This is a genomic window from Lysinibacillus sp. FSL P4-0201, from assembly GCF_038593425.1.
GTDB lineage: Bacteria > Bacillota > Bacilli > Bacillales_A > Planococcaceae > Lysinibacillus > Lysinibacillus capsici.
The window spans coordinates 1,755,534-1,768,578 of the sequence record NZ_CP151995.1; the positions used below are offsets into that span (position 1 = coordinate 1,755,534).

Sequence of the window (13,045 nt, forward strand, 5' to 3'; positions counted from 1 at the left end):
GACACTATGAATAATAAAGTATTACATCCAAGGGCTTTAGAGCCTGTAACTCTACTAATGATCGTCTTAACATCTGTTGTGGGGGCAATTATTGGGATACAGCTAATTACGACTTTAGGGATTTCTGCCAATACATCAATCGTAGGGGCAATATTTGCGATGATTCTTGGAAGAATACCGATTGGCAAGCTAATTGCCTTTAAATCTGTACACAGACAAAATATTATTCAAACGGCGATTTCTTCTGCTACATTTAGTGCAGCAAGTAGTTTAATGTTGCCAATTGGTATTCCATATGTATTAGGCTATGAAAATTTAGTATTACCATTGTTTATCGGTGTTATTTTAGCGATGTTTGTTGATGCTTTATTATTATATAAATTTTTCGATACAAAGATTTTCCCAGCAGCAGGTACTTGGCCACCGGGAATTGCAACAGCTGAAGCCATTAAGGCGGGCGATAAAGGCGGTAAGAATGCAAAGGTATTAATTGGTGGCGTGTTAATTGGTATCGTGGGATCTGTTTTGAAAATTCCAATGTCAGCTTTTGGGGTAGCGTTCATCGGTAATATTTGGGCACTGACGATGTTTGGGATTGGGCTTTTATTAAGAGGCTATTCTGTTCAATTATTTAATGTTGACTTAAATGCTTACTATATTCCACATGGCGTTATGATTGGTGCTGGGATTGTAGCACTTTTCCAAGTAGCTTTTGCCTTATTGAATAAAAAGTCGGCTAAAAAGTCAGAAGAGTTAAGCTATTCAAAAGATGCAAAAGAAATTCGACAAGCATTTGGTGTTGGGTTTATAGCTTATTTAGCCATCGCTCTATTAATCGCTATTTTAGGCGGTATTATTTCACACATGTCTTTCGGTATGTTAATAGGATTCATCATCTTTGCAACGATTGCTGCATTTGTCCATGAGCTAATTGTAGGTATCGCAGCGATGCATGCGGGTTGGTTCCCTGCATTTGCAGTGGCATTTATTACACTGATTGTTGGTATTTTAATTGGTTTCCCAGCTCCAGCACTTGCATTACTAGCAGGGTATAGTGCTGCTACAGGGGTAGCATTTGCGGATATGGGCTATGACTTAAAAACTGGTTTCATTTTACGTGGTAATGGTAGTGATGTTGCATTAGAAAAAGAAGGTCGCAAGCAACAATTGATTGCTGGTATGCTAGCTTTTGCAATTTCCGCAGTTGTAGTATTGCTATCCTATAAATCTTATTTTGCACAGGATTTAGTAGCACCTGTTAACCATGTGTATGCAGCAACAATTCAATCAGGCGTTACAGGCGATGTAGCGAAACAATTAATGATTTGGGCGATTCCAGGTGCATTAATTCAGCTAATTGGTGGTTCAAAACGTCAAATGGGTATCTTATTTGCAACAGGTTTATTACTTGTCAATCCAATTGCTGGCTGGGCTGTCCTAGTGGGTATCATACTTCGTGTTATTTTCACATATGTGACGAAAGGTAAGAGAGAATCTGAAATGACGGTCTTTGCAGCAGGTGTCATCGCTGGAGATGCGCTATATAGCTTCTTCTCTTCCATTCTAAAAATAGGGAAATAGAAAGGAGTCATGCTGAATGGCGAAAGGATTATCGTATGAGGATGGGATTGCTGCCGTTTATGGAGGAGCAATCCTTGGCGGAGGCGGCGGTGGTCTCCTAGAGGAAGGACTCAAGCTAGTGGAGGAAATCTTTGCAGCAGGCGAACCTCAAATGGTGGATATTACCGAATTAGACCAAGAAGATTTAGTTGCCTGTGTGGCAATGGTAGGTGCGCCATCAGCGGCCGATCAATATATTTCAAATGAACAGCTTTGTTGGAGCTATCGTAGTATGAACAACTATATCAATCAACGTCTAAAGGGCATCATTACCAATGAAAATGGTGCCATCACGACGATCAATGGCTGGTTGCAGTCAGTCTTATTACATGTACCTGTTGTGGATGCCCCCTGTAATGGACGAGCACATCCAACGGGAATCATGGGTTCTTTAAATCTCCATGAACAACAAGAATATCAATCCGTACAATTTTATGCAGGAGGAAAAGATGACTTCGCCGTCCAAGGCTTTGTGGAAGGGAATTTACACAGCACTGCAAAGACAGCACGCCAAGCTTCTATTTTAGCAGGCGGGCTAGTCGGGGTCACTCGAAATCCTGTGACGATAGACTATTTACAAAAACATGGCGCACCAAATGCGATTACTATGGCCATAGAGCTTGGCTATTGCTTCTTAAATGGGCAAACCTTTGAAGAAAAGCTAGCCCATGTGTTGCAGTATTTGAATGGCGTGCACATCGTATCAGGCGCTGTCACAAATTATTCGTTAACAAAGGAAAATGGCTTCGATGTAGGGGAATTATCAGTGGGTGATTACCATCTGACGTTCTGGAATGAATATATGACATTATCGAAGGAAGGGCAGGTACAATCCAAATTTCCAGACCTCATCATGACGTTCGATACAGAGAAAATGATGCCAGTTCCAAGTGCAAGTATTGAAGAAGGAATGCATGTTGCAGTGATTCATGTAGACCAATCTAACTTAAAATTAAGTACAACCATGCAAAACGAAGCACTATTGCGGGAAATTGATGAAGTGATCAAAGGCGTTCTATAAAGTAAGAAAATAAAACAGTAAAAGCTGCCATCATCTACTTGAATGTAAGATGGGCAGCTTTTATTTGTCCTTCAGCGGGATGGTAATACATTTTATCACAATCGTTCCTACTTCCTTTTTCACTTCATACATTGATGGCTTAAATGAATTTCTTACTGATTTGCACAACTCATCGAACGTGGTATTCACAAGCTGTAAGCAATTATCGTGTACGATTTTCATTAAAGGGAGGAGCTACGTTCATACATAATCAAGGTATTGACTAGAAGAAGGTAACAACCAGTAATGAAAAAACAATGCACTTCTGCTACAACTGGCGAAATCCTTTTGGTCATGCAACAAACTAACTTGTTGTTCACATTTTCGGCATGTACATTTGGCTATGCGGGTTAAACAAAGAATTTCTAAGGGAAAGTGTTCACTTTTATTTGTTTAGATGATAGGTTTTCAATACGCACGTCATCTTTTAAACAGGTTATTCAATTGTAAGCCCGCTGAAGTTAATGTTAAATCTGTTAAACACACAGCTGTTGTACATTGCTGAAAAATATGAGGTACAGAACAAATAGCTGTTCTGTACGTTTATCATACAATATTCTGAAAAATTAGTCAATTGAAATGGATTTGATTTTTAATTTTTCTAGATTACCTCTTATGTAATAAAATACAGTATAATTTTGTAGGAAAGGAATGAGTAGACTATGAATCATTTAATGAATAAAGTACGTGAAATATATGAGCAATTTGATGCTAGTCATGATTTTCAACATATTGAACGTGTCTATCAAAATGCATTAGCTATCCTACATAGCGAGCCAACAGCAGATGAAGAAGTTGTGAAAATAGCGGTACTTTTACATGATGTCAGTGACAAAAAGTATACCGATAGCAAGGAAAAGGAAGAACAGCTTATTGCGGAATTACCTGTTAGTGAGGGTAAAAAGCAGCATATTCGAGATTGCATTGCTCAAGTGTCATTTAATGGTGGGAATGAGCTAGAAGCAACATCATTGGAAGCAAAAATCGTCCGAGATGCAGATCGTTTAGATGCGATTGGTGCTATTGGCATTGCCAGAACATTTGCTTATGGTGGCGCAAAAGGTCGCAAGCTTTATGATAAGGAAGAAGAAGCACGCACAAATATGTCAGAGTCAGAATATCGTCAGAAAAATACCTCGTCTGTTACTCATTTTTATGAGAAATTATTACTGCTAAAAGATTTAATGGTGACGGAAAAGGGCAAGCAAATGGCACTTGAACGTCATCAATTTATGGAAAGTTTTTTAAAGCAACTCCAGCACGAAATCGGTCAATAGCACATAGCACAAAAACCGCCTTTTCAATTTGAAGGGCGGTTTTTGCGCTTCATTCGGGTATGGTCTTCGTACCACCAAAAGGATGTATGGTAAGCTAGTACTTTAGTTTTGTATTGACTATCAAATAGATTGGAGACGCACAAATGAGGAATCCTTCATCATGTGTTACTCCATTACCTTTTAATAGCTTAGATGGATTCATTAAAATAGGAGGATATCGCTGTTGTTAATGCTTCCCAAATGATTGTCAGGTCTGCTTGGGAAGTACGCCAATTACTGAAAGCCGCGCGAATAGCTGGCGTACCTTTGTAGACAGTTGGCGTCATGTATACTTGGCCTTGTTGATTTAAAGTTGTTAAAAATTGTTGGTTCATTTCAGCTGTCAGTGCCTCATGATTGACGGCGAAGCACACGATATTCAGTCGAACAGGTGCTAGCAATGTAAAGTAGGGACTGTCATCTATTTTTTGACCAAGCTGTTGTGCGAGTAATACATTTTCTTCTATTAATTGTTGGTAGCCCAATTTACCATAGGCCTGTAAAGAAAACCAAGCAGGTAGCGCACGAAAACGACGTGAATTTTCAGGTGTAAGATCACAGAAATCTGGGTTTTCAAGGGAACTACCAAGATAGGCAGCATTATTTTGAAAAACGGTTGCTTGCAACGATTGATGACGGGTAAATTGCATAGCGGCATCATAAGGGACGTTCAGCCATTTATGTGCGTCAATTGTAATAGAATCTGCATAATTCATGCCCTCAACAAAGTGACGATACTTTGGTGAACAGGCTGCAAAGCCACCAAAGGCCGCATCGATATGAAGCCAGAAAGGGTATCGCTTTTTTAGCTCGCCAATTGCTTGTAAATCATCAAAGTCAACCGTATTGACAGTTCCCGCATTTGCTACAACTATACAAGGTTCATGTAGGTTTTCTTCAAGAAACTGCTGTAATTTTGTGATGTCAATGGCTTCTCGCTGTTCTAGGCATAGCATAGTATGAATGGAATTTCTTCCCATGCCAAGCATAGAGGTTGCTTTGATTATACTTGAGTGGGGCGTTCCGCTAACAATCTTTATTGGAGGGATACCATATAGACCATCCAGAGCAGTGTTTTTTCCATAGTATTGTGCAATCCATTCCCTTGCTTGAGCAAGTCCTACAAAATTAGCCATCGTAGCCCCACTGACAAATGTTCCTCGATAATCATCGCTTAATAGCAATAACTCCTTTAGCATGTCAATTGTCGCAAGCTCCATTGAACCTGCAATAGAGCCCTTAGAATGGGATAAATTTTGATCGTAAACACTTACTAACCAATCTCCGACAATTGAAGCAGGGGTAGATCCACCTGTGACAAAACCCAAGTATCTTGAGCCTACACTACTATTTAAGCCTTCAGCAAATTGCTTTGTAAAATATTGAAGTGTTGCCTGAGCACCCTCACCCACTTCTGGAAGTGTCGGAGTAGGAAGGCTAGAGGAATGGTTCGTTACAGCTCTATGCTCCAGATTAGAAAAAAAATTGGCTGCATGGTCAACTACATCCATTAAAAGCGTTTTTATTTTTTCCTGATCTTGCTTCATGTTCATCATGTATCATCATTTCCCTTCATTTTAACTTAGCTATTTCTGCCTCTACACTATATAGTGATATATATAACAGTCAAATGAAGACTATAACAGTTGGAGGTCCAATGGAAATAAAGCTGAATCGTCTGTCCGATCAATCTTTAATTGATCAAATTTCAACTATCCTTGCAGAAAAAATAAGGTCAGAATTTTTACAGGAAGGGAGCCAATTACCTTCTATTCGGAGCTTTTCAAAAGAAAATCAAGTGAGCCCTGTCACGGTCAGTAAGGCATATGCCTTATTAGAAAGAAATGGTTATATTGAAGTGATACATGGCAAGGGGGCGTTTGTTCGAAACAAAGAACAAAGAAGCACAAATGAGAGCCGTAGTGATTATAATTGGCAACTAACCATTCCTGATTACATTCAACGTTCACAATCTATGTTAAATAAAAGAATGGAATATGCGATGAAATTCTCCAGTGCGACCATCCACCCTGGATTATTACCCTCTGTTTATTTGGTGAATGAAATTGTGGCGATATTACAGGCAGATCCTCAGATTGTGGCTCGTTATGGAACGGTACAGGGGGATGAAGATGCACGAAAGGCAATCCGAGACTATGTCAAAACATATAGTAATATTGCCGCAACACCACAAGAAATTATTGTGACAAACGGTGTACAACAAGGTATAGATTTAGTGGCTAAAACATTTATTGGACCTGGAGATATTGTCATTACCGAAGCTCCTACATATACAGCAGCAATCGATGTCTTTAGAAATCGTGGGGCCCACATTATTCCCATACCAGTAGACGAGGAAGGAATGCAGACAGCTCTTCTAGCGACACTCTGCCTAAGCAAACAGCCAAAGCTTATCTATACAAATCCTACCTTCCATAATCCTACAGGCACAGTTTTAACTAAAGCAAGAAGGAGAGAATTACTGGATCTTGCCCAACAATATGGCTTTCTTATTGTAGAGGACGATTCATGGAATGAAATTTATTTTGACGATAACCCACCACCACCTCTGAAAGCTTTAGATACAAGTGGTCATGTTATTTATTTAAAAGGCTTTAGTAAGACGTTGGCCCCGAGCTGTAGAATCGGCGCTATCCTTTCAAAAGGTACCGTTCATCAACGACTTTTATCTGCCAAATCCAGTGCCGATTCGGGTAACCCCTTATTAACACAAAAGGCACTGATTCCATTTTTACGTTCAGACCGAATGCATGCCCATTTAGAAAAACTGCGCATTGCGCTTGAGATAAGAAGGGATCAAACGATTGCATTGTTGAATAAGCATGCACCAAAGGGCGTTACGTGGATCGAACCAAAAGGTGGACTTAATATTTGGGTGTCTTTACCTAGTAATGGCAATACGGATGAGCTGTTATGGAAGGCTCAACAAGACCAAATTACCTTTTTACCAAGCTCAGCTTGTTATCCAGGAGAGCCACAATATCACCATCTAAGAATTAGTTACTCTTATCCTGAACCCCACGACTTAACACAAGGAATCATCAAGCTTTGTCAGCTTATGGAATCCTATTTACAGGACATGCCACCAGTTCGTTGATAGTTTGTTGTTCTTTGTTTACCTGCGGTTTGATGTTATGATGAATAGTGGATATCAATAATCGTCTACATAAAAATCGTGTGGGCATGAACAATACCTAACATGAAAGAGATGGAATAGTGGAATGAGTCATTTAATTGTACAAAATTTAACCAAAACAGTGGGCGATAAAACGCTTTTTCAAAATATTGAATTTACCATTTATGAGGGAGAGCGGGCAGGCTTAATCGGTATAAATGGAACGGGAAAATCAACCCTGTTATCCATTTTAGCTGGGGATATGGAAGCGGATTCGATGACAGTAGATCGCCCGAATAAATACCGTGTCGCTTATTTACCACAGGAGCCTACTTTTAAGGCAGGCGAAACAGTTTTACAAGCTGTCTTTTCAGGCGATTCGCCCATTTTACAGCTGAATCGTCAATATGAGGAAACGGTTGCTGCTCTAGCAAGTAACCCAACATCCGAAAGTTTACAAAAGACGTTATTTAGTCTGCAACAGCGCATGGATGAAGAACAGGCATGGGATGTCAATGCCCTTGCAAAGACGGCCTTAACAAAGCTTGGGATTGAAACTTTTGAAAAAGAGGTACTAACGCTATCAGGCGGTCAGCAAAAACGTGTTGCATTAGCGAAGGTGTTAATTGAACCAGCGGATCTTTACTTATTGGATGAGCCCACCAACCATTTAGATGTACAATCTACAGAATGGCTTCAAGAGATGGTCTTACGATTAAAGGGTGCAGTGATTTTCATCACCCACGATCGTTATTTTTTAGATGAATTATCAACACATATTTACGAGTTAGCAAATCAAACCTTGTATCGTCATACAGGGAATTACGGTGATTATTTAGAGGCTCGAGCTATTCGTGAGGAGATGCAAGCTGCTTCTGCACAGAAGGATCGCAATCGTTATCGTTCAGAATTAAAATGGATACGTCGTGGTGCGAAGGCGCGTTCAACCAAGCAAAAGGCTCGTATTCAACGCTTTGAAAAGCTAGAAGAAAACCTAGAACGCAAAACAGAAGATGTTTCCTTGGATATGGGACTTGCGACAACACGTCTTGGACGTAAAGTGCTGGAGGCTGAGAAAATTTCGAAAGCCTTTGGCCAGCAAAAAATCCTTGAAAACTTCTCGTTTCTACTACAGCAAGGTGATCGAATTGGCATTATCGGCGCGAACGGTGTAGGAAAATCAACTTTGTTGAACATGCTAGCAGGAGAGCTGACACCCGATCAAGGTGAAATTCTTGTTGGGTCAACGGTCAAGCTGGCACATTTCAAGCAAACATTGCCGAAAATGAATGAAAATGAGCGCATGATTGAATATATACGTGAGGCTTCAAATGATATTACCGATGCAGAGGGTGTCCGTTACTCAGCTGCTCAAATGCTGGAGCGCTTTTTATTCCCGTTGCATGCTCATGGTACTCCAATTGGAAAATTATCGGGCGGTGAGCGCAAGCGTCTTCATTTATTACGTTTATTGATGGAGCAACCAAACGTCTTATTATTGGACGAGCCAACGAATGATTTAGATATTGAAACATTAGGTGTGCTAGAGGATTTCATCGAGCATTTCCCAGGCGTGGTTATCACGATTTCCCATGATCGCTTCTTCCTTGACCGTATTGCGAAAAAGCTATGGATACTAGATGGTCAGGGACAAGTAGAGGAAACACTGGATCTATACAGTGAGTATCTGGAGAAACGTGAGCAGACAGCTACTGTCAAAGTAGAAACGCCAAAAGTAGAAAAGGCCAAATCAGAAAAGCCAAAATCAGACAAAAAAAAGCTATCGTTTAAAGAGCAAAAAGAATGGGAAACGATTGCAGACGAGATAGAGAAAACAGAAACTGCTATTATGGAGACCGAAGAAGGAATCGCCAATGCAGGCTCAGATTTTACCAAGCTACAGGAATTAACAGCTAAGTTGGATGAGCTAAATGCACAGTATGAGCATCTAATTGAAAGATGGTCGTATTTAGATGAAATAGTTAACGGATAAGGAGCGATAGACATGAAGATTATTACCATTGAACCGACGCCAAGTCCCAATTCTATGAAGATTGTTGTTGATACAGAGCTACCATTCGGGAAGAGCTATAATTTTACAAAGGATAATAAAGACGAAGCAACAGGCGAGGCGGCTGCTATTTTAGCGATTGAGGGAGTAAAGGGCGTTTACCATGTAGCCGATTTCTTTGCTGTTGAGCGCAATGCCAAATATGCATGGGAAGGCATTCTAGCAAGTATTCGTCAAGTGTTAGGGGAAGATGTCCAAACACAAGAAGAAACGGTTGTGGCCAATGAATTTTATGGAGAGGTTTATGTCCATGTACAATTTTACAAGCAGGTGCCTTTACAAGTAAAAGTTTTTGATAACCAACGTGAATATCGTATTAGCTGCGGAGACCGTTTTGTCGATGCTTTTAATCAAATTATTGAGTCAGCAGTAGATGAAAACTATATTTTCCAACGTAAGTGGATTGATTATGGGGTTCGCTACGGTGAGCTGGAGGAAATTGCTGAAACAATCAAACAGGAGATTGATGTCACTTATTCTGCTGACCGTTTAGCAGAAATTGTCACAGCTATCAATAATGATGGTGAAAAAGCCGCTGTGAAAACGGACAAACTCAAAGTGACAGTAGAACAGTTCAAGCAACCTGAATGGGAGAAACGCTTCCAACTGCTTGATCAAATGGCTGATCCTGAGCTAGACGATCTACCGCTATTAGATTTAGCCTTACAGGATGAACAAATGTCTATCCGTCGACTAGCGACGGTGTACTTAGGCATGATTGAGGATGTGGCAGTTGTCCCTTATTTAGAAAGAGCCCTACAAGATAAAAGTGCAGCAGTACGTCGAACAGCAGGTGACTGCATGAGTGACCTTGGCTTTGTAGAATTTGAAGAAGCCATGCTGCAAGCCTTACAGGACAAAAACAAATTGGTTCGCTGGCGCGCAGCCATGTATTTATATGAGGTCGGCACAGAACAGTCCTTACCAGCATTGAAGGCTGCCGAAGATGACAAAGAATTCGAAGTGAAGCTACAAGTGAAAATGGCCATTGCCCGTATCGAACAAGGCGAGGAAGCAAAAGGCTCGGTTTGGAAGCAAATGACCGAATCCCGTCAACAATAATCAGGAAAAACCAGCAAATGCTGGTTTTTTTCTATTTTGTAATGGTTGGCATTCGCCCTAATAAATGGGTAAGGTGCTTCTGAATGGTGATAGGTCCTCTCCAAGAGTGAGCGAACCACTCCAAAGAAGTGTGGACCCGCTCTTAAAAAGGGTGAACCGCTCCAAAGAACCAAAAACTTCTTTCTCCAAATTAAAGAAATCCCACTCAAAAAAGTGTTCCCTCTTCCAAACTATAATTATCTAACCACCTGAAAATCAAAAACAATACTCTCTTGCATTCGATGAATTGATCGAAAAACCGTATAAAACAGAAAAAAATGTTGTTTTCTAGTAATTCATTGCTAAACAAAAAGTTAAAGGCGTTCTTTGAATCATTAACATATTGTCTAGTTTCATAGAGAAAGGACAATGTTAAAATAACATAAATTCAGAATATTCTTTAAAAATAGGGGGTCCTTTGCATGACAGTAACTAGTTTAAAGACAACAAAATCGTATGTGCGAGATCGTGAGACAGTCATCGCCTTAACACAGAAGCTCGTGCGCATTGAAAGCGTTTACCGTGAGAACGATCCGAAGGGCAATGAGCAAGAGGTGGCAACTTTTGTAGCGGCGTATTTACGAGATATTGGCATCGAGACGCATATCGAGGAGGTTGTGCCAGGGCGACCAAATGTCATTGGTATTATTGATTCGGGCAAGCCTGGGAAAACATTACTTTTCGAAGGACATACGGATGTGGTGACAGAGGGCAATCGAGAGGCTTGGGCCTATGATCCATTTGGAGCAGAAATTGTAGATGGGCGTATGTATGGCAGGGGAACGAATGATACAAAAGGGAATCTGGCTTGTATGATTACAGCTTGTCAGTCATTGCTACTAGATCAAGAGGCGTTTACGGGCAAAATTATTTTATGTATTCCATGTGATGAAGAAGGGCTTATGCTAGGCATTAAGCATTTTATTAAGAATGGTTGGGCCGATGGTGTGGATGGTGCGATTATCTGTGAGCCACAGGAAAATAATGTGTGTATTGCACAACGCGGGGCTATTCGTTTACAGGTAGATATTTTCGGTAAAATGGCGCATGGTGCGATTTCGTGGAGTGGCATCAATCCTAACTGGCGTATGGCACGTTTCATCGTAGAGCTTGAAAAATTGGAAAAAGAGGAGCAAGCACGATTAGGGCGTGATCCAATGCTGAATTGGCCATCTATTACACCAACGATTTTACGAGCGCCTGTAAAGGGAGATGCACAAATCAATGTCATTCCTGATCACTGTATGACAACACTCGATATTCGCACGGTGCCTGCGCAGGACCATGATGAACTACTGGGCAAGATTGAAGCGATTATTAAACGATTACAAGCAGATGATCCTGATTTCAAAGTAGAACTGACGGTTCTTGATAACCGACCTGCAACAGCAACAGCGAAGGAAGACCCTGTTGTACAGGCAATATATGAGGCTGTGGCAGAGGTAACAGAAAAGGAACCAAAATATAATGGTGTTCCAGGCGCGACAGATGGGACGTTTCTTCATGTGCATGGTATTCCAATTGTAACGGTTGGAGCAGGAGATCGAGAAATTCCTCATCAAATCAATGAGTATGTGGACATTGAAGAATTGGCAGAAACAACGGCCATTTACCGTTTAGCAGCATTAAAATTTTTGGCGGGTGATGCACAATGACAGCTATCAAAATAGCAGTAATACCAGGAGATGGCATAGGAAAAGAGGTTATGCAGGAAGCGTTAAAAGTTTTAAATTGTTTGCAAGAACAACATAGCTCCTTACAAATTGAAACAACCATCTTTCCTTGGAGCTCCGATTACTACGTGCAGCATGGCTGTATGATGCCTAATGATGCACTAGCAACACTTCAAACATATGATGCGATTTTATTTGGAGCTATTGGCGATGCTCGTGTACCCGATGATGTTACCGTTTGGGAATTAATTATGCCCATTCGAAAGCATTTCCAGCAATATGTGAATTTCCGTCCTATTAAATCACTACCTGGGATAGCGTCGCCCTTGGCTAACGGCAAAGAAATTGATTTTGTGATCTTCCGTGAAAATGCAGAGGGTGAATATTCGGACAGTGGTGGTCGACTGTACCAACAGCAGCCGCAGGAAATGACGATTCAAAATACAATCATGACGCGCATTGGGATTGAAAAGATTGTCCATGCTGCCTGTGAATATGCGAAGCAACACGGTAAAACCAAAATAACAAGTGCGACAAAATCGAATGCCATTATTCATTCGATGAAATTCTGGGACGAGCATACAAGCAAAGCGGTGAAGCAAAGTTCACCAGCACTACAGCTCGAATCCATTTATATCGATGCACTCGTCGCCTATTTCGTAGAACGACCACAGAATTTTGAAGTGGTGGTAGCGTCCAATTTGTTTGGCGATATTTTATCCGATTTAGGCTCTGCTATTGTCGGAGGACTTGGTCTATCACCATCAGCCAACCTGAACCCCGAAAAGGATTTTCCATCGATGTTTGAGCCTGTTCATGGCTCAGCACCAGATATTGCAGGCAAGGGCATTGCCAATCCAATCGCTCAAATTTGGTCGCTTGCCTTACTGCTTGGCCATCAAGGCAGACCAGATTTAGAACAGCTCATTGTTAAAGCCATTACAGCTGTGCTGCAGGAAGGCGTTGTGAAAACAGCAGATATTGGTGGACAAGCGACAACAGCACAAATGGGCGATGCGATTTGTCAGGAAATTATTAATAGAACTTTAACAGCAGGAGGTGTTTAGC

9 protein-coding genes are annotated in these 13,045 nt (G+C 40.9%); 8 read left to right on the plus strand and 1 reads right to left on the minus strand.

Features of this window, described 5'->3' with window-relative positions:
- The first annotated feature begins 6 nt into the window (after positions 1–6).
- The 3 genes from MKY76_RS08550 (at position 7) to MKY76_RS08560 (ending at position 3,957) form a co-directional block, all read left to right on the plus strand.
- Positions 7–1,581: an OPT/YSL family transporter gene (locus tag MKY76_RS08550; RefSeq protein ID WP_342546286.1), complete on the plus strand. Its 1,575-nt coding sequence runs from the start codon at positions 7–9 to the stop codon at positions 1,579–1,581.
- A 16-nt stretch (positions 1,582–1,597) separates the two neighbouring features.
- Entirely contained in the window at positions 1,598–2,641 is a 1,044-nt protein-coding gene (locus MKY76_RS08555) for a DUF917 family protein (RefSeq protein ID WP_319840179.1), read from the plus strand.
- Positions 2,642–3,342: 701 nt separating this feature from the next.
- Complete coding sequence (locus MKY76_RS08560; RefSeq protein ID WP_288582728.1) at positions 3,343–3,957, plus strand: HD domain-containing protein; 615 nt, start codon at positions 3,343–3,345, stop codon at positions 3,955–3,957.
- 188 nt (positions 3,958–4,145) lie between these two features.
- Here the strand turns inward: MKY76_RS08560 and MKY76_RS08565 are convergent, their stop codons facing one another.
- Positions 4,146–5,552 (minus strand): pyridoxal-dependent decarboxylase, encoded by a 1,407-nt coding sequence (locus MKY76_RS08565; protein ID WP_342557658.1) that lies wholly within the window; start codon positions 5,550–5,552, stop codon positions 4,146–4,148.
- A 101-nt stretch (positions 5,553–5,653) separates the two neighbouring features.
- Here MKY76_RS08565 and MKY76_RS08570 point away from each other — a divergent pair, with 101 nt between their 5' ends.
- The 5 genes from MKY76_RS08570 (at position 5,654) to MKY76_RS08590 (ending at position 13,044) form a co-directional block, all read left to right on the plus strand.
- Positions 5,654–7,114 (plus strand): PLP-dependent aminotransferase family protein, encoded by a 1,461-nt coding sequence (locus tag MKY76_RS08570; RefSeq protein ID WP_342557659.1) that lies wholly within the window; start codon positions 5,654–5,656, stop codon positions 7,112–7,114.
- 124 nt (positions 7,115–7,238) lie between these two features.
- Entirely contained in the window at positions 7,239–9,125 is a 1,887-nt protein-coding gene (locus MKY76_RS08575; protein WP_009374238.1) for an ABC-F family ATP-binding cassette domain-containing protein, read from the plus strand.
- Positions 9,126–9,137: 12 nt separating this feature from the next.
- On the plus strand, positions 9,138–10,265 hold the full coding sequence (locus MKY76_RS08580; protein ID WP_048390119.1) for a conserved virulence factor C family protein: 1,128 nt from the start codon (positions 9,138–9,140) through the stop codon (positions 10,263–10,265).
- A gap of 461 nt (positions 10,266–10,726) precedes the next feature.
- Complete coding sequence (locus MKY76_RS08585; RefSeq protein ID WP_009374236.1) at positions 10,727–11,959, plus strand: M20 family metallopeptidase; 1,233 nt, start codon at positions 10,727–10,729, stop codon at positions 11,957–11,959.
- The gene (locus MKY76_RS08590) at positions 11,956–13,044 is read left to right on the plus strand and encodes a tartrate dehydrogenase (protein ID WP_004229600.1); all 1,089 of its coding nucleotides are present in this window, start codon (positions 11,956–11,958) and stop codon (positions 13,042–13,044) included. Before MKY76_RS08585 ends, MKY76_RS08590 begins: the two co-directional genes overlap by 4 nt.
- Position 13,045 lies beyond the last annotated feature (1 nt).